The following is an 18,449-nucleotide window of genomic DNA, read 5'->3' as shown; positions in this document are numbered from 1 at the left end:
CGCGGCGGCGGCCCTGCCCCCGCCCCCTGCGACCAGCAAGCTAGTGGCCCGTGAGCAACGCAACACAAAGGGCCACTCCGAACCCGTAGGTTCCCAGCGCCCCGATTGCCCGGGCCGGATTAGGCTTCGACATGGTGGGCCAGGCGAGCAGCGCGATGACCAGCAGCACGCGGCAAACCGTTGCGCCTACCATGCACCAGAGCTGCCAGTCAGTCGGATTCCGGGAGCCGAGGTACAGGAACAGCACCGCGAAGAACGGCGCGTACTCGGCTGTGTTGCCGTGAGCGCGAACCAGTTTGGTGAGCAGCCGGTCAGGCTCGGGCGCGGGGCCCGTCAGCGTGCGGTCGTGCGTGCGCACGACCGAGATGGCGAGTCCGAGCAGAAAAAGGAGCAAACCGAGGACAGCGGTACAGACGAGCGCCGTACTGTTCATTCAACACCTCCGTGCCTGGCGGTTGAAACCAGCCGACGCTCGGGCTGCCCACTCGCAACTATATCTAGCGCCGTGACGCAAAACGTCTTAGCACCGAAACCAGAGCGTCGACTTCATCGCAGGTATTGTAGAACGCGAGCGACGGTCTCACCGTGGCTTCGAGGCCGAACCAGATAATTTCCATTTCTAAAGAAGCACCGGTTCGGTCGCTCGGGCTAGCCGGTTCGCAAAGCCGGCAGATATTTCTCGAACAGATAGCCAGGCGGCTCGTCCTCGCCAAAATCATGCGCCGACAGGAGCGTATAGCCGCTCGTCTGGTAGAGCGCGATGGCCTCGGGCTGGCGGGGCCCCGTGCCGAGGTACACGCGCGTATAGCGTTGGCGCACCGCCTGCGCTTCCAGTTCGGCGAGCAAGCGGCGCGCAAGCCCTTGACGACGATGCTCGCGGCTGACCCAAATGCGCTTGAATTCGGCCGTGCCGGCTTCGGCATGACGCATGAACGCGCCGCCCGCAATCGCCTGCCCGTCGCGCAGCAACAGCACGAACGCGCCGTGCGGTGGAGCGAATGCGTCGTCCGGATAGCGTTGCAGTTCGTTCGAGATTTCCGCGGGATCGATCAGGCCGGCATAGCGGCTGCCGTACTCGTAGGCTAATTCTTCAAACAACGGACGGGCCAGCGGGTCATGAACCGTGACGTAAGCGAAACGGTCTTCCGACGCCACTGCCGGAAATACAGCTGCCATGCGTGACCCCTTGAATATGCGGCTGGGCTCCAGAACCAAGCACGTTGCGTGAACAGATTCAATGAAGCTTCGGGAATCCGTGCCGCTCGGCCAGCAGCGCAAGAATCCGTTTGCTTTCAGTGACGAAGTACTTGTCACCGAGTGTTTGCGCATCGTAAGGCAGAGGATGCTCGTCACCCAGCACGAGGACCGGCAAACCCTGGTGCGCTTCGTCGAGCACGGCAACCACATCCTGTCTTGGACGCGCGAACGGTACGCGTTTCACGTCGAGTTGCGCGGCGCGTTCGGCGTCGCTCGCGAGCAGTCCTTCTATCGCCACGCCGTGCGGGCACACAAAGCGCTCGCCGGGATGCGCGGGATCGGTAAAGCCTGGTTCCAGCAACAACCAATAGATCTCGGCTCATGGTGAGCAATCCTTCCAAGGTGGGTAAGTAAAACGAATCCGGATACGCTAGGCGGCCGCGGCCTCGCGCTCCACTTCAGGCCGCCAGCCCAGTTCGGGCGCGATGCGCTTGACGACATCTTCGAGAATCTGCTGATAATTCTCGAACGGCAGGTCATAGGGCAGTTCGAGTCGTAGTTCGCGAACCTGCGCGACGACGGGGTCCTTCAGCAGGCGGCTGACGATCTCGTCGGCGGTGCCCACGAGATCGGGCGCGAACAGCGTGCGCCGCTCGCCATGCGGCGTCAGCGTGCGCGCGTGGCGCTCTTCGACAAACGCACGGTAGCGCTGCCGCGTGCGGGCGTCGGCGCCGTCGAGCGGCACGATCACGCGGCCGAGTGCGATACGCGGCGCGCGCGCTTCGCTCCAGTGCGACCGGAACAGATCGATCTGGCGTAACTGCGCGTCGCGATAGTCGTCGGTGCCCTCTCCCGTCGTGATATTGCCGATAAGAAGATTGAAACCGTTGCGGCCTGCCCATTCGATGGAGCGCCGCGAACCGCCGCCATACCAGAGCCGTTCGGTCAGGCCCGGCGCATGCGGCGTCACTCGCGGCCGCACGCGGCCCGCGGCCGATTCGACGAAGGTATCCTCGTCGCCCAGCCACTCTTCCGCGAGATTGCGGCGCAGGCGCTCGACGCGAGCGTGCGAGAAGTCGATCAGCTCGGGATTGGCATCGAAAAGCCGCTCGCCGAGCAGAATGCCGTGCGCGGGCGCGCCCGCACTCAGACCGATATTCAGGCATCCTTTTGATAAAACGTCGACGGTGGCGAGATCCTCGGCAAGCCGGAATGGATTCTCGTAACCCATCTGAATCACGGCCGCGCCGAGCCCGATGCGTGTTGTGCGCTGGCTCGCCGCAGCAAGAAAAGTCGCGGCGGACGACACCGCCCGTTCGAGGTGACGCTGGCGCACCCACGCGCTGTCGTAGCCGAGCGCCTCGCCGGTGCTAAAGAGTTCGAGCGTCCGTTCGAATCCCGCGAGCGGCGCGCCTTCCGGATAGTTGCCGGGCGTCAGGAAAGCAAGATGATCAATGCGGACAGCACACATACAGGACCTCGTGGTTACTCCGGCAATGCGATAGCGTCCGGCGGACAGCAATGTCCGCCAGTGTCGGCAAATCGTGTGTCGAATAGTTTTTGTTCAGGTGTCCGGATAGCCGGGCGGATTGGTCTCCGAACGCGCCACCGCTTCCGATTGCAAACCCCAACGGGCCAGCGCAGTGCGATATTGCCCGCCACGGATCAGGTTATTGGTCGCGAGTGTCAGCGCCTGTGCGAGGCCGCTGCCCTTGCGGGTTGCGATCGCGACATCGGCGTTGAACGGCCAGCCCGCGTTGACCGTGCCCACCAGCCGAATCTCCCCCTGCGTCGCGGCTTCATAGGCAAGCGGCGCGTGCGGGTTGAAGATGGCATCGGCGCGGCCCGACAGCAATGCAAGGCGCTCCGACGCGCGGTCGTCGTAGTACTGCAGCGTGCCCCCCTTCAGTCCGTTTGCTGCGTTGCGCCGGTTCCATTCGAGCAGAATGCGCTCCTGGATCGTGCCCGAGCCGGTGATGACGCGCAGCCCGGCGATATCGCGCGGCTCGCCGATCGATTTGACCGGACTGTCGTCACGCACGTAGAACCCGTGCAAACCCAGCCGGTAGGTTGTGAAATCGAATTTCTGCTTGCGCTTCTCGGTTACGCCGACGTTCGAAATCACCGCGTCGTAGCGGCCCGACGCAAGACCGAGCGGCCAGTCCGGCCACGCGACGGGCACGAGTTGCAGCCGTAGGCCGAGGGCGTCGGCGATCAGTTGCGCGTAGTCGGGATCGGAGCCCACGATGCTGCGGGCATCGGTCGCGTACGTGGCGATTGGCGCGGCGAATGGCGCTACCGCTACCGTGAACACCCCGGGCGTGACGAAGCGATAGCCAGTGATCTGACGCAATGCGTCGGAATCTTTTGGCGCACGCACGCGCCCTTGCTGTTGCGGGCTGAAATCGTAAGACTGCGTGGCAGTGGCGGCCTGAGCGAGCCCGGCAGACCACGCAATCGGCACGGCGGCCAGCGCCGTTATATTGGCAAGGAACGTCCGGCGTGCGGTCATCGATTGATCCGGGTGATGGGGTTTTCCGTGCGCCATGCTTGTCAGAGCACCTTCGAGAGGAACTCGCGAGTGCGCGGATGAGCTGGCGCGCCGAGCACGCTCGACGGTGATCCGGACTCCACGATCCGGCCGCCATCCATGAACACGATCGTATCGGCGACTTCGCGCGCAAAGCCGATCTCGTGCGTGACCACGATCAGTGTCGTGCCGGAACGCGCCAGTTGACGTATCACGTCGAGCACCTCGTTGACGAGTTCGGGATCGAGTGCCGAAGTCGGTTCGTCGAACAGCAAGACCTTGGGCTTTAGCGCGAGCGCTCGCGCGATCGCGACGCGCTGCTGCTGCCCCCCGGATAGCTGACGCGGCCACGCGTCGGCCTTACCTGAAAGACCGACGCGCGCGAGCAGAGCGCGTGCCTCCGATTCCGCCTGTGCGCGTGGCACGCCCGCCGCAAGCGGCGCCTCGATGACGTTGTCGAGCACGGTCAAGTGCGGAAACAGATTGAAGCTCTGGAATACCATCCCGACGTCGTCGCGGCGGCGTTGAAGCACCTCCCGCTCCTTGAGCTCGTATAGCGTGCGCCCTTCGCGGCGATACCCGACAAGTTCGCCGTCGATGTCGATGAAGCCGTCGTCGACGCGTTCGAGGTGATTGATCGAGCGCAGCAACGTCGACTTGCCCGAACCCGACTGGCCGAGAATCACCGTGACGCTGCCCGACGGGAACGACAATGAGACGTTATCGAGCACCTTCAGCGTGCCAAAGCTTTTCGACACGTTGTGGATGCCGACCCTGCCGCCCACGCGCCGCTGAGCCCAGCCGGCTGCTTCCGCTTCTTTTTGCGTGCTATCGCGACGCGTCGGCTGAGCGGCACCGGTTTCGCCGCGCGCGGCGCGCGCGGCACGCCACCGCCTGACGAGCGCGCTCAGCGGCGACACCGCCACCTGCTCGCGCGTCGCGCCGCGTGCGTAGTACCGCTCGATGTGAATCTGAATCGCCGACAGCACGGTCAGGATGATCAGATACCAGACTGTCGCGACCATCAGCAACGGAATCACCTCCAGGTTGCGGTGATAGATGATCTGCACCGTGTAGAACAGGTCCGGCATCGCGAGGATATAGACAACCGAGGTGCCCTTCGCCAGGCCGATCACGTCATTGAAGGCAGTCGGCAGGATCGAGCGCATCGCCTGCGGCAGAACGATGCGCCGCACCTGGCGGGCGCCAGGCAAACCGAGCGCGGCGGCCGCTTCACGCTGCCCGTGGTCGACGGACAGAATCCCGCCGCGAATCGCCTCGGCCGAAAACGCGGCGTGGTTCAGCGTGAGCCCAAGCACTGCCGCGAAAAATGGGCTGATCAGGTTGGTGGTCGATTCGTTCAGCAGCACGAAGTGCGTGAACGGCATACCGATCCAGATCGTCTCGTACAGGTAGCCGAGGTTGTTCAGCAGGAGCAGCAGGACGATCGGAGGAATCGACCGGAACAGCCAGATAAAGGCCCACGCGAAGCCAGCCAGCAGCGGAGAACGCGAGACCCGCGCGAGTGCCAGCGGCGTTGCCAGTGCGAAACCGAACAGCGCACCGAGCGCCGTGAGCACAAGCGTGCGCGCAAGCCCCGACAGTACCGGTTCGGCGAAAAACCACTCCGCAAAGACGCCCCAGCCCCAACGCGGATTGCCGAGTATCGAGTTCAGCACGATCCCGATCAGGACAATGGCCAGCACGGTTGCGGCCGTGCGCGCGTGATGCCGCGCCGGCACGATGCGGTAGTGCGCATATTGACGATCGTCGTCGCCGCCAGTCGCGTGTCCGGTGCGACTCGCCTGTCCCACGTGAGCAGGACCGGCAAGGTGGGTAGTGTCGCTCATGATGCTGTACTCCTGCGTTGCACGCTGTTCGTCAGGCCGTTTCCGCGGCCGCGTAGCGGCTTTCGCGGCGCGGCAAGCCCAGGTGATCGCGCAGCGTCGTCCCGGCCAGCGTACGGCTGTAACGCCCGCGCGCCTCCAGCACCGGGATCACGTAGCGGACGAAATCGTCGAGCCCTTCAGCCTGCACCGGAAAGCCGAGGATGAATCCGTCGGCCGCTCCGGCGTCGAACCAGCGGATCAGCTCGTCAGCAATCTGCTCGCCGGTGCCGATGAACTGGGGTTTCGGCGTCGCCACTTCCAGCGCGACCTCGCGCAGCGTCGCGCCGCTGCGCTTTGCGTCGGACTTGATGCGGTCGGTTGTGGAACGGAAGCTGTTCGATCCGAGATCGCCCAGTTCGGGGAATGGCGCGTCGAGCGGATATTGCGTGAAGTCATGATGCTCGAAGAAGCGCCCCAGATAAGCGAGCGCATCGTCGATGGTCAGCAGGTCGCGGATCGCGCGATACTTCGCTTCGGCTTCCTCCGGCGTCGCGCCGACAATGGGTCCGATGCCGGGGAAAATCTTCACGTCGGTTGCAGCGCGCCCGTATTCGACTGCGCTCTGTCGCACCTGGTCGGTGAACACCTTGGTTTCTTCAAGCGACGGCGAGTGCGTGAACACCGCGTCCGCGTATTTGCCGGCCAGCGCAATGCCCGAATCCGACGAACCCGCCTGGAAGATCACCGGCTGCCCCTGCTTTGAGCGCTGGATGTTCAACGGTCCAGCGACTTCGAAGAAGCGCCCCTTGTGATCGAGCGTATGCAGCTTCTCATGGTCGAAGAAGCGGCCGCTCTCGCGCTCCCGAACGAAGGCGTCGTCGTCCCAGCTATCCCATAGCCCCTGCACCACTTGCAGATACTCGTCGGCGATCTCGTAGCGCAGCTCGTGGTCCGGATGCTGGCCGCCATAGTTTTTCGCGGAACCTTCGAGCGGCGACGTCACGACATTCCATCCCGCACGCCCGCCGCTGATCAGGTCAAGCGACGCGAACTGTCGCGCCACCGTAAACGGATGGCTGTACGAGGTCGACAGCGTGCCGGCAAGGCCGATCTTCGTGGTCGAGGTAGCGAGTGCCGAGAGGATCGAAATAGGCTCGAAGCGGTTCAGGAAATGCGGAATCGACTTCTCATTGATATACAGTCCGTCGGCCACGAACGCGAACGCGACGCCGTTGGCCTCCGCCTTCTGCGCGATGCCGGTGATGAAATCGAGGTTGACGCTGGCATCCGCGGGTCCGGCCGGATGCTTCCACGCATTCATGTGCCCGCCTGCACCGTGCAGCATGATGCCGAATGTGAGATTTCGCTGAGTCATAGTCTGGTCCGTAAAGAGGATGAACTGAAGTCAGACGCGTGCGGTCTGTTCCGCGCCGGCCAACGCTTCGACTGAAGCGAGCCGCTGCGCGTAGTCGGTTATCGGCGTGTCGATCACGAACTCCTCGACGCCGAAGCGTTCATGCAGTATGTCGAGTTCGCGGCGCACATCGTCCGCTGTGCCGGCGATCACATGAGGATGCAGTTCGTCGAGCCGGTAGTCGGTCACGCCGGTTTGCCGCGCGAATTCCGCCGCCGCTTCGGGACTCGGGAGATTGACGCTCTGCCCCGTTGCCAACTGCAGCTTGAAGATGCGCAGCGCGCCGACCTGGCGCTGAGCTTCAGCGCGCGACTGCGCCGCGAACGCATAAAGCGCGAGCAGCGGTGTGCGTCCTGTCGCGCTGCGATAGGTGTCGAGAGACCGTTCGATATTGGCCTCGTCGCCGTTGAAATGGCCGGCGTAGCAAAACTGCCAGCCGTGTTGTGCGGCCAGCGTCGCGCTCTCGGTGCTGGCGCCAAGCAGAATGCGCTCGGGAGCCTCGGGCGGCGTCGGCAGCGCAATTGCGCCTGCCAGCGGATGATCTTCGGCCACGCCCCACTTCAGGAACGCGTCGAGTTCCGCGAACTGGTGCGCGAAATCGGGTTTCTTCCCCTTGTCGTGAAACCATTGCAGTGCGCGCGTGGTCAGCGGCAGTCCACCGGGCGCCTTGCCGATGCCCAGATCGACACGCCCGGGCGCGAGCGACGCGAGCACCCGGAACGTCTCCGCCACCTTGAACGGGCTGTAGTGCTGCAGCATTACGCCGCCCGAACCGACCCGAATACGCGAGGTATGCGCGAGCAGATGCGCCACGACGATCTCCGGCGCGGAACTTGCGGGCCCCGGGGCGCCATGATGTTCGGCGATCCAGTAACGCTTGTAGCCGAGCGCCTCCGCGCGCTGCGCGAGCCGTACGGTAAAACGCAGCGCATCGTGAGCGCTCTTTCCGTCGGCGATCGGACTCTTGTCGAGAATCGAAAGTGAGTAGGACATAATGAATCCCACCCATGCACCGCGCGGTGCACGGGAAAATATTTAGAGAGGGTCGCCGAACGATTTCGTTAATCCCATTATCGCTACCGGGCTGCGAATTCGTTCGAGGTATTTTTCCTATGCATATCAGGAAAACATCAAAACACGTAGCGGGCACGCGCGTAGTAGAAGCCGCCGTTCACGCCGATAGTCGACGCGAAGGCGTCGTATTGCGCGCCTTCGAGTTGCGTGACGTAAGGCAGCTTGCTCGGATAGACGTCGAAGAGATTGTTGGCCCCTACCGCGATCTGGAACTTCTTGGTCACGTCATAGCGAACCTCGACGTCGGTGATGTACCTGGCGGCATTCTCGAAATGGAGAAACTGCGTGGTCGAGAACGCATTGGGCCCGACGATGTAGGTCTCCTCACTCGACGTCGAGCCAAAGCGCGTCTCGTGCAGGCTCACGCCCCACTTGTCGAGATGCCACGTGCCGCCAATGATGATCTTGTTCTTCGGCGTGGACGTGGAGAGCCAGGCGACCTGTTGCGCGTTGAGTTCCGGCGCGCCGTTTGCGCCGGTCGCCACATGCGTGACCGAGGTCGTGTTGATATTCACGCCCAGATCCCAGTCCACCTGCCCGAAGCTGCCGAAGCTCGTGTGGTAGGTGCCGGTCAGATCGAGCCCGCGGGTCCGCGTGCTGGCTCCGTTCGTGAAGTAGCTCGCGGATACCGCGGAAGCCGGCACCGAACTGGGTATAGACAGTCCCGCCGCCTGCAGCGCGGCGATCGCGGCTGCGCCGGACGCCGTGCCGCCCTCGACGATCCGGTTGCGAATGTCGATCTGGTACGCATCGAGCGTCAAATGCAGGCCCTGGACCGGCGTCAGCAGGAAGCCGACGTTGTAGTTGGTCGATTTTTCCGACTGCAGCGGCTGGGCGCCGATTAGCTTTGCCGCCGACGAGTTGGCCGCCAGAAGCCCCTGGACAGAGGCCGGCGATTCGTTGATGTTGCTGTAGTACTCCTCGGCCAGCGACGGCGCACGGAACCCGGTGCTGACACTGCCGCGCACGGCGAATGCCGGCGTGAAGTCATAGCGCGTCGCTACTTTGCCGTTCGCCGTACTGCCGACGTCGCTGTAATGCTCGAAGCGTCCAGCCAGATCGACCGTCCATTTCGGCGTCAGATGGGTCGACAGATCGATATACGTGCCGACCACGTTGCGCGAGTTGTCGCTCGCGCTGACTGGCGCAAGACCTGGCAGCGCCTGGGAGCCGCCGTCGATATACGACGCGTAGTCACCCGGGCCCACCGTATAGGTCTCGCGGCGCTGCTCCACGCCCCAGGAAACATTCACCGGCGCGGGCAGCACCGGCAACTGGAACGCGCGCGAGAAGTCGAGGTTGTTCGTCAGTTGCGTGTTGCTGACGGTGGAGAGGTGAAACGTGGTCGGCGTATAGCCCTGCGCCGCATACAACCCTGTGTTGGCCGAGTTGCGCATGCCGATGACGTCATGGTCGCCCCCGTAAGTCGAACTCAGATCCCATGACCAGCCGAACAGATTCTTGCCCTTGATTCCTGTCGTCACCGAGAAGTCGTTCTCGTTGACGGTTTCCACCGGCACGAAGCCGTTCGGATAGATTGCCGGCAATACAAAAGGCGGACGATAGTTCTGATAGGCCTCCGCATTACGATGCGCATACGTGCCGAAGCCATACAACTCGACGTCGTCGCCGAGGTAGTAGCCGGCGTTATATCCGACCGATTCACGCGTGCTCGCCGGATCGCCCTCGATCGGGTTGTAGTAGCCATGCCCCGGCGGGAACGTGCCGAAGTAGTCGTCGGGGCCCGTGCGGACCGTATGGTTCTGACGGTTGTACTCCGCGCTGAGGTCGAGAAAGCCCTTGCCGCCGAGATCAAGCCCGATGTTGGCCGACTCGCTGTTCTTGAAGCCATCGCCCGCATAGGTCTGGCCGTTGGTCGTCTGAACTTCTCCGCCGTGCGAACTGCGCTTCAGGATAATGTTGATGACCCCCGCGATGGCGTCCGAACCATACTGCGCCGCCGCCCCATCACGTAGCACCTCAATGTGATCGATCAGTGCGACCGGGATCATGTCGATATCGACGCCGGTCGAGCCCTGGTTCAAACCTCCGTCGAGCGAGATGTTCGCAGTGGTGTGGCGGCGCTTGCCGTTCACCAGCACGAGCACGTGGTCCGGACTCAGGCCGTGCAGTGTCAGCGCGTCGGTCAGAACGCCTGCATCGCCTGCGTAGGTCTCGCGCGAGATCGACGGCGAGAGTTGCACGAGTGCATCGCGCAGATTGCTCTGCCCAGTGGCGCGCAACTGCGCGCCACTGATCACGTCAACGGGTGTCAGGCTTTGGCTTGCTTTCGTGTTGGTGCGCGTACCTGTGACGACCACCGTATCCTGTTGCACGGTATTGACCGCCCCAGGCTTCGCGGTGGACGACGCAGCCGTTGGCTGCGCAGCGGCCGGCACGACGGCAGCGGCATCGCTCGCTTCGGCAGGCGCGGCTGCGCCCTGCGCCCATGCCACGCCGTTGCAAGTGATGGCCAGCACGGCAACCGACAACGCTTTTCTGCGAACCCCGATTACGGGCTGATCGGCCCTATTCTTCCTGTTTTTACCGCGCATCGCCTGTTCCGTTAGTTATTAGCATTACTTACTATTTGTAGGACAACCGATCAGGGCGATCTCGACCGCCCCGCTGATTTAGCTCTTGGGGAGCCCCGGCGGATTCGTTTTGGCCTGATCGATCGCTTCGGAGCCGAGGTTCCAACGGTCGAGCACCTGCGTATATTTGCCGCTGCGGATGAGGTCGTTCAGCAATAGCGTGAGCGGCGCAGCAAGGCCGCTACCCTTGCGTGTCGTGACCGCAAGATCCGCCGTAATGGGCCAGCCGCCGCTGATGGAGCCCACTGCGCGTAAGTCTCCTTTCTGCGCCGCCGCGTACGCGAGCGCCGAGTTCACGCTCAGAATTGCATCAGCGCGCCCCGACTCCAGCGCGACGAAGCGCGCGCTAGGATCGCCGTAATACTGCACCTGCACCGGCTTCAGACCATGCGCGACGTTTTCCTTGTCCCATTCGAGCAGGATCTTTTCCTGATTCGTTCCCGAATCGGTAATGATACGAAGCCCCGCGATATCCTTCGGTTCGCGAATCGCCTTGATCGGGCTTGTGTTGCGCACGTAGAAACCGAGCACATCGCGCCGATAGCTGGAGAAGTCGAATTTCTCCTTGCGCGCCTCAGTCACCGTCACGTTCGACAGAACCGCGTCGACCTTGCCTGATTGCACCGCAAGCGGCCAGTCTTCCCACGCGAGGACGACGATTTTCAGCTTGCGTCCCAGACCGTCAGCAACCAGTTGCGCCAGGTCCGGGTCGAAGCCGACTACGGTCTTCTCATCGGTCGCATAGGTGCTAAGCGGCGGCCACGCGACGGTCATGCCGACGACGAGTTCGTCTTTCGCGACAAACGGATAGTTGGCCGGTATGGTCTTGATGGCTGCCGCGTCGGGCGTGGTCCGGACCTGGCCTTGTTGATCCGGGCTTAGGTTGAAAGTGGTGCCGGCCGCGAGGGCGGTGCCTGCCGCCCCCATTGCCAATGCAGCAAACGTTCCGGCCACCGCTGCGCGGATTCTCCTGTTGTGTTTCATGACTTGATAGACCTTGTAAGATGAACGAATTGATCGAGGCGCGAAGCGCATGACTACCGCTGGCCGAGCGGCTCGGGATGCACCAGATCGTGAAGCGAATCGACGCGGCCCGGCTCCAGCAAATCCTTGCCGAACGGAAGGCGAAAATGGACCTCCGGTGCGATCGACTGGTCGAACAGAGGTTCGTAGCCCGAATCGATATACAGGCCTGCTGCTTCCGGCTGCCTGAATCCGGTGGTCAGATAGACACGGCGATATCCCTGGCGCAACGCGCGCGCCTCCAGTTCCTGCACGACGCGGCGGGCCAGTCCTTGCCGGCGCTGACTGGCGTGCGTCCAGATACGTTTGAGTTCTGCAGTCGTCGCGTCGTAACGCTTGAACGCGCCGCCACCGACCGTCTCCCCATCGCGCAAGACGACGATGAAAGCACCCTCGGGTGGCGCGAATAACTCGGCCGGATAACGCGACATCTCTTCACTGACCGATGCCGCGCTATCCGGGCGAAACTCGCGATAACGCGTGGTGTACTCGATATTGAGTGCGTCCAGCAAAGGTCGCGCAATGGGATCCAGCGGCGTGGCGTCGATAATCTCGTAGGTCATGGTGGAAACGGGATAGCAATCATCCCTGTCGCTCCTGTCGTTGAATCTTTACCCGGGCGGCTTTGACCGCCGTCGGTCTATAGGAAAGATAACAGGCGACTCATTCCGAATGAACCAAACATTTAACGGATCGTTATTCCGCTGAATTCATATATTCAATTCACGCGATTGGTCATCGCTATAACGACGGAATATCCGCTGGAAGCAAAATGCGTTAATTCACGGGAGAGTGGTCGCGCGATTTTTTTACTAATAGAGCACGCAAATTTCCAGGGTAACCGCGGCGAACCAATTTCGCGCCGGCGTCAAACCGGCTCGGCGAGATGGAACAGACAATCGCCGCGCTCCACGTTGGCCGGCACGCGTTTGCAGACCACCTCGCCGGTGCTCGCAAAGTAGGTGGTAACGGGCTCACGTAGCGGCGTGTCGGGGAAATGAATGCGCGCCGCGGGCTGCCCCGCCACCACCTGATCGCCCAGTTCGACGAGCGGCTCGTACACGCCACGATCGTAGGCATAGACGTAGTGCTTCGTGCCGGACACGGTGAAGAAGCGCGTCCGCGCGGGCGGGCCATCGGGTACGAGTGGTCCGATCAGGAGTCCAATGAAGCCAAGCAGATTCAACAGTCCGTGCCGCGCATCGCGCAGCAGGTTTGCCTGCACGGTGCCGCCGCCACCGAGTTCCGCGAGAATGGAAATCGCGCCCTGCCGCCGCGCGGCAGTCGCCGCGTGGACCGGGTTAGGCCGATGCAGAAACGCGCGCGGCAAGCCGAACGCGGCGAGCAGCGCCTTGAGCCGTTCGTCCTCCGCGGGGTCACGCGGCTCGATAGCCAACATATTGGCGCCGTCGTAGAGCAGCGAACTTCCACCCGAATGCAGATCGATCAGATATTGCGCGCGCGCGAGCAGCGTGTGCTCGATGTAGTGGGCGATCGCCGCTGTCGGTGCGCCTAGTGGATCGCCGGGAAAACTGCGGTTCAGGTTGCCGCCGTCGAGCGGCGAAGTCCTCAGGCCCGCGGCCGCGGCGGGATAATTCGCCATCGGCAGAAAGATCAATTGTCCGCGCACCCATTGTGGTTCGATTTCTCGAATCAGGCTGGAAACCAGTACCTGTCCTTCGTATTCGTCGCCGTGATTGCCGCCCATCAGCAGCACGACGGGACCGTCGCCATTGCGCACCGAAGCGATTGGAATCGGAATCCAGCCATACGCGGACCGATGAACCGAGTGCGGCAGACGCAGGTAGCCCACGTGACGTCCGTCGGCATCCAGATCGATTTCGTTGTGGACGGTGCTCATGGGATCTCCTTCATGACGGCGGGCCGCCGCGCTCTCACTGCATGTATTGTTCGTTGCCGATGAGCCCGATCTTCGTCGCCCCTTCGCGCTGCGCGGCGGCCAGCACTGCGGCTACGTCCTTATAGGGCGCAAGCTTGTTCGGCAGCAGATGGATTTCCGGCTGGTCCGCCTGAGCCGCGACCTCAACCAGATGTTTCTCCAGATCGGCGCCGGTTGCAAGCGGCGCGCCGTTCCAGCTGATCGTGCCGTCGAAATCAATGTCGACCTGCACGACCGGAGGCGGGGCGGCCGGCGGCGGATTGCCGACCGGCAGGTTCATATTCACGGAATGCATCTGGATTGGAATGGTGATGATCAGCATGATCAGCAACACCAGCATCACGTCGATCAGCGGCGTGGTGTTGATGTCGACCATCACCTCCGGTTCGCTGCCGCCACCCGAAGATACGTTCATTCCCATTGTCCGATCCCATGCAAAGTTAGCCGCCGCGCGCCGGCGGCTGAGTAATAAACGACACCTTCGAAATCCCGGCGCGCTCGCAGGCAGTGATCACGCGCCCGATGAATTCGTAGCGTGTGGTCTGATCGCCGCGCACATGCACCTCGGGCTGCGGCTGCTTCACGGACGCCGTCTTCAACCGCGCGAGCAGCGTCGGCCCATCGACCAGCTTGTCGTTCCAGAACAGGTCGCCGTCCTTGTTGACCGCGATCTCGATGCTATCCGGCCTGGTCTGCAGCGGATTGACTGTCTCCTTCGGCAACTGCACGGGCACCGTGTGCGTGACGACCGGAATCGTGATCAGGAAGATGATCAGCAGCACCAGCATTACGTCGACGAGCGGCGTGGTGTTGATGGCGGCAATGACCTCGTCCTCGGGGCCGTCCTGTCCAACGTTCATCGCCATGACTTCTTGCTCCGCGTGATGGTTGGTTTAATTCGCGTTCACCACGGCGCGCACCTGGCGCTTCGTGCCCGGCAGCAGGACCGTATGCAGCTGCGCGCCGAATGCACGCACGCGCTCCATCACCGACTTGTTGCGACGCACGAGGAAGTTATAGCCCAACACGGCCGGCACTGCGACCGCGAGGCCGATCGCCGTCATGATCAGCGCCTCGCCGACCGGGCCGGCCACCTTGTCGATCGACGCCTGACCGGCGATGCCGATTGCGGTCAGCGCGTGATAAATGCCCCACACCGTGCCGAACAGGCCGACGAACGGCGCAGTGGAACCGACAGTGCCGAGGAACGCCAGACCGTCCTGCAGGCGGTTCGACACGTTGGTGATGGCACGTTCGATCGACACGTCGATCCACGTGTTGCGATCCACGGCTTCGAGCAAGGCTTCGTCATGGTGCGCGCCAGCTTCGATCCCCACCTGGGCGATAAAACGGAACGGCGAATTCTCGTCGAGCTGCGCCGCGCCCTGCGCGAGCGAGGGCGCGCTCCACAGTTGCTCGTCGGCCGATTTCGCGCGACGGCTCGCCCGCAGTTGCTCGAAGAACTTGGTGATCATGATGTACCAGCTTCCCATCGACATGAGCACGAGCAGAATCAGCACGAAACGCGCGACGAAGTCGCCGTTCGCCCATAGCGCGCCAAGGCCGTAGGGGTTCGTCACTTCGGTGCTCGCTTGTGCCCAGGCCGCTTGCGGCACGACGAGAGAGCTGCCGCCTGCGGCCAGGATCAGCAGGCTCGCCGCAGCGGCGGTAAAGGAATGCTTCTTCATACATGCTCCAGATGAGTCAGTCATTGATTTGAAATGGATCTGCGTCAAAGCGATCCAGGACCGGGGGCGAGGCGCTCAGCTCAGTTTGAACGAGAACGGCACCTGTACGCGAACCGGCTGTCCTTGCGAAATGCAGTTGAACATCTTGACCGCAACGAAAGCCGCTCGATCGAGGATCGGATCTGCGGACTGCTCGACCTTCTCATCGGTCACGTGTCCTTGCGGGTCGACAACGAAAGAGATCATCACGTCACCCGTAATTTCGTTATCCTGCGCTTCCTGCGGATAGCCCATCGAGTGGCGAACGTCGTCCGAGTTCGGACACACGACACCGATCGCATGACTCACCGGCTTGGCGGGTGCCGGCGGCGTGACCGGCGCGGGCGGCTGCACAACCGACGTTGGCTCCGGCGTGGCCTGATGCGTGATCGTCGGCGTGGACGGCGCCGTGACCGCCACTTCAGGCGGTGGCACGAATGGCCGCGGCCGCGGTGGCGGCGTGAACTTCGGCGGCGGCAGCTTGACTGTTGGGATCGGCGGAGGCGGCGGTGGCGTTACCGGTTGGATGATTCTGGTTTCGATCGGCTTCTGCGCGATCTGAACGACTTTGTTCGCGAGACCATTCATCAGCGCCCAGATGAAGAAGAGGTGCAGCACCAGGACCAGCGCGATTCCGGCATAACGGCGAAGCGGATTATGCTGACGACGCCCGTATTGGCGTGGACGCGCGCTCGGCGGCGCCAGTCTGGAAATCAGCTCTGTTGACATGCATCACTCCGGAAGCCGTAGCTTGTGCTGTTCACGACCGAGGTCCTGAAATCTTGCACAAAGATGGGCCGGCGTTTTACGCCGTGCCGCAACTGGGAAGTGACCTACGTTATCCGACAGGGGCTGTCCGCGTGAACGAAGAATTCCATATTTGGATTTCTCCTCACGCATAAGAAAGATTGGAGTCGACCGGCTCACACCGCGCTACCGGGTCAGTCCTGTTGCCGATCTCGGACGGACTCGTGGCTATATCGGGGGATAGGGGGAGACTGGAAATGAGGGGGGGCGTTGTACTCGATGGATCGGCCGTTCGTGGCGTGAACTACTGTCCCAGCACGTCACCAAACCCGCCGACCCGCAGCCCTGCGGCGCGAATCGCCATGGCGACTTTGGGCGACAGCAGCGCGTGCAGCTCGTCCGCGTGCCGGTAATCCCGCATCCCGTCGCTCAGCGCCCGCTCTCCCGCCACCGCGGGATGGCAATAGATCTCCGCGATCCCTTGCGGCAGATCGGCCAGCGCCGCGAGCCACACGGCCTCGTCCATCCGCCCGGTATCGGCGATCCCGACGACGTAGTCGTTATGCGCGATGCCGGCGCGATTCAGGCGCGCTCTCACGTGGGCAATCCACGGCCGCAACCACAGCGGCGCGTTCGGCTCGAACGGCAAGCGCATGGCCTTCATGCCGTACTCGCGGCCGATGTCGATAATCAATCCGAGCACCGTCGGGTGCAGATGAAAATGCTTGTGAGTGTTGACGTGGTCGAGCGTCAAACCCGTCTTCGCGAAGGCCTCGAACTGCGCGCGAATCTCACGCGCGAGTTGCTTGCGCACATGCGGCAGAAAGAAGAACCGCACCCCGTCGCGCACCATGTTGTCGCCGAAGCGGCCATGTTCATCGAGCAAGGCCGCAATCCGCGCACGCGGCGTGACCGCGTCGCCGTCGGCCAGCACCAGATGCAGGCCGACCCGCAGTTGCGGCAACGTGCGGGCGCGCGCCACCGCGTCCGCGGCGGCCGGCGCGCCGATCATCAGGCTGGCGGCGCTCAGCACGCCGTCGCGATGCGCCCGCTCGACTGCCTCGTTCACCCGGGGATGCAGGCCGAAGTCGTCCGCGGTCACGATCAGCCCGCGTCGTTCAACGGCCATCCGACGCCTCCGCGACATCCATCACGTTCAACGCGCCTTTACGCGCCGTCGTCTGCGTAGCGGGCCCGACCGGCACGCGCGCGCCACGCCACACGACATGCGAGCCGAACGCGCCCGCGAACCACTGCAGCGCCAGCAATCCATCGCGCAGCGGCACGAGCGGTAAATCCCGCCAGAAAGTCCGCTCATGACGCGCGGAGCGCAGATGCATCAGCAGACGGGCCGCCAGTCCGAGCGCGGTACTAGCCGCGCCTATGAGCACGGCGCCCAGGTGGGCAGCGGGCGAACTCGCCGCCGCGCTGGCGGTGAGCCACGCCCCCGCGAGAATCCAAGGCGTCGGAAAAGTGATGAAGAGGAACGAGAACCCGAGCGGATTGATCGAGCGGATCGTGCGCAGCCAGCGCGTTTCGCGCTGCCATAACGCGGAAAACGTCGGCTCGATGACGTCGGTGGCCACCATCACGCGCGACAGCACGGTTTGCAAACCAAGGGTGCGCACGTGCTCGGCCAGCCAGTAGTCGTCCGCGAGACAGTTTTTCAGCGCCTCGAAACCGCCGATCCGCTCGAGCGTCTCGCGCCGCAACGCGAGCGTCGCGCCGAAGCCGAAGCGGCGCGAACCGGCCGCATGCGCGACGCGCACCGACGGCGCGAACCATTCGTTGATGAAGAGCGCGCCGACGCGCGGCCAGAAGCCGCCAACGCCCTGCGCCACGTAAAGGCAGGTGACCACGCCCACGCGCGGGTCCGCAAGCGGCGCGGCGACGCTGTCGAGATAATCGGCTTCGACCGCGATGTCGCTGTCGGCAATCACGATCACCTCATAGCGCGCCCGCTCAGCCATGTTAATGAGATTGCTCACCTTGAGATTGCTGCCGTGCACGCGCGTGTCGATTGCGAGTTCGATGTCGTGCTGCGGATAGACGGCCTGCAAACGGCGCACCACGGCAATGGCGGGATCCTCCGGCGACGACACGCCGAGCACCAGTTGAAAGCGCCCGTGGCGCTGCTCGCAAAAGGTCCGCAGATTTTCATAGAGACGCGGCTCAGCGCCGCAAAGCGGCTTGAGCACGCTGACGCCGACATGCGCGAAGTCAGGCTGCGCGTGCACACCCGCCGTCGCGGCAAGGCCAGTGTGGCCGGCGAAATCGTGATGAGTTGACGTGCCGCGGCGCGATGCGAAGAACGGCATCGCCACCGCTGCCACCATCGCGTAAAGTGAAGCGCCGGCGCACCCGGCCAGCAGGAGCCATTGGCATGCCGTCAATACGTGCGCTACCATCGTCCG

At 63.3% G+C, this 18,449-nt stretch carries 17 protein-coding genes and 1 pseudogene; all 18 read right to left on the bottom strand.

Annotated elements, in window-relative coordinates:
• Positions 1 to 40: 40 nt before the first annotated feature.
• Positions 41 to 433, bottom strand: a complete 393-nt coding sequence (locus tag A6V37_RS11865; protein ID WP_064267246.1) for an MAPEG family protein — start codon at positions 431 to 433, stop codon at positions 41 to 43.
• A gap of 215 nt (positions 434 to 648) precedes the next feature.
• Positions 649 to 1,176, bottom strand: a complete 528-nt coding sequence (locus A6V37_RS11860) for a GNAT family N-acetyltransferase (protein ID WP_064267245.1) — start codon at positions 1,174 to 1,176, stop codon at positions 649 to 651.
• Positions 1,177 to 1,234: 58 nt separating this feature from the next.
• Positions 1,235 to 1,580, bottom strand: a pseudogene (locus tag A6V37_RS11855) (DUF3088 domain-containing protein).
• A gap of 47 nt (positions 1,581 to 1,627) precedes the next feature.
• A complete protein-coding gene (locus A6V37_RS11850) occupies positions 1,628 to 2,668 on the bottom strand; it encodes an LLM class flavin-dependent oxidoreductase (protein WP_064286008.1) in 1,041 nt (346 codons plus the stop codon).
• 93 nt (positions 2,669 to 2,761) lie between these two features.
• Complete coding sequence (locus A6V37_RS11845) at positions 2,762 to 3,709, bottom strand: ABC transporter substrate-binding protein (RefSeq protein WP_064267243.1); 948 nt, start codon at positions 3,707 to 3,709, stop codon at positions 2,762 to 2,764.
• A gap of 41 nt (positions 3,710 to 3,750) precedes the next feature.
• Positions 3,751 to 5,577 (bottom strand): amino acid ABC transporter permease/ATP-binding protein, encoded by a 1,827-nt coding sequence (locus A6V37_RS42800; RefSeq protein ID WP_075643471.1) that lies wholly within the window; start codon positions 5,575 to 5,577, stop codon positions 3,751 to 3,753.
• A gap of 31 nt (positions 5,578 to 5,608) precedes the next feature.
• Positions 5,609 to 6,931, bottom strand: a complete 1,323-nt coding sequence (locus A6V37_RS11830; protein WP_064267242.1) for an LLM class flavin-dependent oxidoreductase — start codon at positions 6,929 to 6,931, stop codon at positions 5,609 to 5,611.
• A gap of 30 nt (positions 6,932 to 6,961) precedes the next feature.
• Positions 6,962 to 7,963, bottom strand: coding sequence for an LLM class flavin-dependent oxidoreductase (locus A6V37_RS11825; RefSeq protein ID WP_064267241.1), 1,002 nt, complete (start codon positions 7,961 to 7,963; stop codon positions 6,962 to 6,964).
• Between the two features lie 137 nt (positions 7,964 to 8,100).
• Positions 8,101 to 10,599 carry a TonB-dependent receptor plug domain-containing protein gene (locus A6V37_RS11820; protein ID WP_064267240.1) on the bottom strand — a complete coding sequence of 833 codons (2,499 nt, stop codon included), beginning with the start codon at positions 10,597 to 10,599 and terminating at the stop codon, positions 8,101 to 8,103.
• A 78-nt stretch (positions 10,600 to 10,677) separates the two neighbouring features.
• Positions 10,678 to 11,673, bottom strand: a complete 996-nt coding sequence (locus tag A6V37_RS11815; protein WP_423213107.1) for an ABC transporter substrate-binding protein — start codon at positions 11,671 to 11,673, stop codon at positions 10,678 to 10,680.
• Between the two features lie 2 nt (positions 11,674 to 11,675).
• Positions 11,676 to 12,224 (bottom strand): GNAT family N-acetyltransferase, encoded by a 549-nt coding sequence (locus A6V37_RS11810; protein WP_064267238.1) that lies wholly within the window; start codon positions 12,222 to 12,224, stop codon positions 11,676 to 11,678.
• A gap of 305 nt (positions 12,225 to 12,529) precedes the next feature.
• On the bottom strand, positions 12,530 to 13,522 hold the full coding sequence (locus A6V37_RS11805; protein ID WP_064267237.1) for a succinylglutamate desuccinylase/aspartoacylase family protein: 993 nt from the start codon (positions 13,520 to 13,522) through the stop codon (positions 12,530 to 12,532).
• A 34-nt stretch (positions 13,523 to 13,556) separates the two neighbouring features.
• Positions 13,557 to 13,982 (bottom strand): ExbD/TolR family protein, encoded by a 426-nt coding sequence (locus A6V37_RS11800; protein ID WP_064286007.1) that lies wholly within the window; start codon positions 13,980 to 13,982, stop codon positions 13,557 to 13,559.
• 19 nt (positions 13,983 to 14,001) lie between these two features.
• Complete coding sequence (locus A6V37_RS11795; protein ID WP_064286006.1) at positions 14,002 to 14,427, bottom strand: ExbD/TolR family protein; 426 nt, start codon at positions 14,425 to 14,427, stop codon at positions 14,002 to 14,004.
• 27 nt (positions 14,428 to 14,454) lie between these two features.
• Entirely contained in the window at positions 14,455 to 15,249 is a 795-nt protein-coding gene (locus A6V37_RS11790; RefSeq protein WP_064267234.1) for a MotA/TolQ/ExbB proton channel family protein, read from the bottom strand.
• Between the two features lie 75 nt (positions 15,250 to 15,324).
• Positions 15,325 to 16,017, bottom strand: coding sequence for an energy transducer TonB (locus tag A6V37_RS11785; RefSeq protein WP_064267233.1), 693 nt, complete (start codon positions 16,015 to 16,017; stop codon positions 15,325 to 15,327).
• A 322-nt stretch (positions 16,018 to 16,339) separates the two neighbouring features.
• Positions 16,340 to 17,164 (bottom strand): hopanoid biosynthesis-associated protein HpnK, encoded by an 825-nt coding sequence (hpnK, locus tag A6V37_RS11780; protein WP_242665775.1) that lies wholly within the window; start codon positions 17,162 to 17,164, stop codon positions 16,340 to 16,342.
• The gene (gene hpnI, locus A6V37_RS11775) at positions 17,154 to 18,443 is read right to left on the bottom strand and encodes a bacteriohopanetetrol glucosamine biosynthesis glycosyltransferase HpnI (RefSeq protein WP_064267231.1); all 1,290 of its coding nucleotides are present in this window, start codon (positions 18,441 to 18,443) and stop codon (positions 17,154 to 17,156) included. The genes hpnK and hpnI overlap by 11 nt, the downstream gene beginning before the upstream one ends.
• Positions 18,444 to 18,449 lie beyond the last annotated feature (6 nt).

Origin of the sequence: Paraburkholderia ginsengiterrae (assembly GCF_001645125.1) — a bacterium.
Lineage (GTDB): Bacteria > Pseudomonadota > Gammaproteobacteria > Burkholderiales > Burkholderiaceae > Paraburkholderia > Paraburkholderia ginsengiterrae.
This window is presented reverse-complemented; position numbering and strand designations above follow the sequence as displayed.

Excerpts from the sequence above, each read along its gene's own strand:
- A6V37_RS11795 (WP_064286006.1), bottom strand. The coding sequence starts at position 14,427 with ATGGCGATGAACGTTGGACAGGACGGCCCCGAGGACGAGGTCATTGCC.
- A6V37_RS11830 (WP_064267242.1), bottom strand. The coding sequence starts at position 6,931 with ATGACTCAGCGAAATCTCACATTCGGCATCATGCTGCACGGTGCAGGC.
- A6V37_RS11850 (WP_064286008.1), bottom strand. The coding sequence starts at position 2,668 with ATGTGTGCTGTCCGCATTGATCATCTTGCTTTCCTGACGCCCGGCAAC.
- A6V37_RS11785 (WP_064267233.1), bottom strand. The coding sequence starts at position 16,017 with ATGTCAACAGAGCTGATTTCCAGACTGGCGCCGCCGAGCGCGCGTCCA.
- A6V37_RS11805 (WP_064267237.1), bottom strand. The coding sequence starts at position 13,522 with ATGAGCACCGTCCACAACGAAATCGATCTGGATGCCGACGGACGTCAC.
- A6V37_RS11865 (WP_064267246.1), bottom strand. The coding sequence starts at position 433 with ATGAACAGTACGGCGCTCGTCTGTACCGCTGTCCTCGGTTTGCTCCTT.
- A6V37_RS11790 (WP_064267234.1), bottom strand. The coding sequence starts at position 15,249 with ATGAAGAAGCATTCCTTTACCGCCGCTGCGGCGAGCCTGCTGATCCTG.
- A6V37_RS11860 (WP_064267245.1), bottom strand. The coding sequence starts at position 1,176 with ATGGCAGCTGTATTTCCGGCAGTGGCGTCGGAAGACCGTTTCGCTTAC.
- A6V37_RS11800 (WP_064286007.1), bottom strand. The coding sequence starts at position 13,982 with ATGGGAATGAACGTATCTTCGGGTGGCGGCAGCGAACCGGAGGTGATG.
- A6V37_RS11815 (WP_423213107.1), bottom strand. The coding sequence starts at position 11,673 with ATGCGCTTCGCGCCTCGATCAATTCGTTCATCTTACAAGGTCTATCAA.
- A6V37_RS11820 (WP_064267240.1), bottom strand. The coding sequence starts at position 10,599 with ATGCGCGGTAAAAACAGGAAGAATAGGGCCGATCAGCCCGTAATCGGG.
- A6V37_RS11845 (WP_064267243.1), bottom strand. The coding sequence starts at position 3,709 with ATGACCGCACGCCGGACGTTCCTTGCCAATATAACGGCGCTGGCCGCC.
- hpnI (WP_064267231.1), bottom strand. The coding sequence starts at position 18,443 with ATGGTAGCGCACGTATTGACGGCATGCCAATGGCTCCTGCTGGCCGGG.
- hpnK (WP_242665775.1), bottom strand. The coding sequence starts at position 17,164 with ATGGCCGTTGAACGACGCGGGCTGATCGTGACCGCGGACGACTTCGGC.
- A6V37_RS11825 (WP_064267241.1), bottom strand. The coding sequence starts at position 7,963 with ATGTCCTACTCACTTTCGATTCTCGACAAGAGTCCGATCGCCGACGGA.
- A6V37_RS42800 (WP_075643471.1), bottom strand. The coding sequence starts at position 5,577 with ATGAGCGACACTACCCACCTTGCCGGTCCTGCTCACGTGGGACAGGCG.
- A6V37_RS11810 (WP_064267238.1), bottom strand. The coding sequence starts at position 12,224 with ATGACCTACGAGATTATCGACGCCACGCCGCTGGATCCCATTGCGCGA.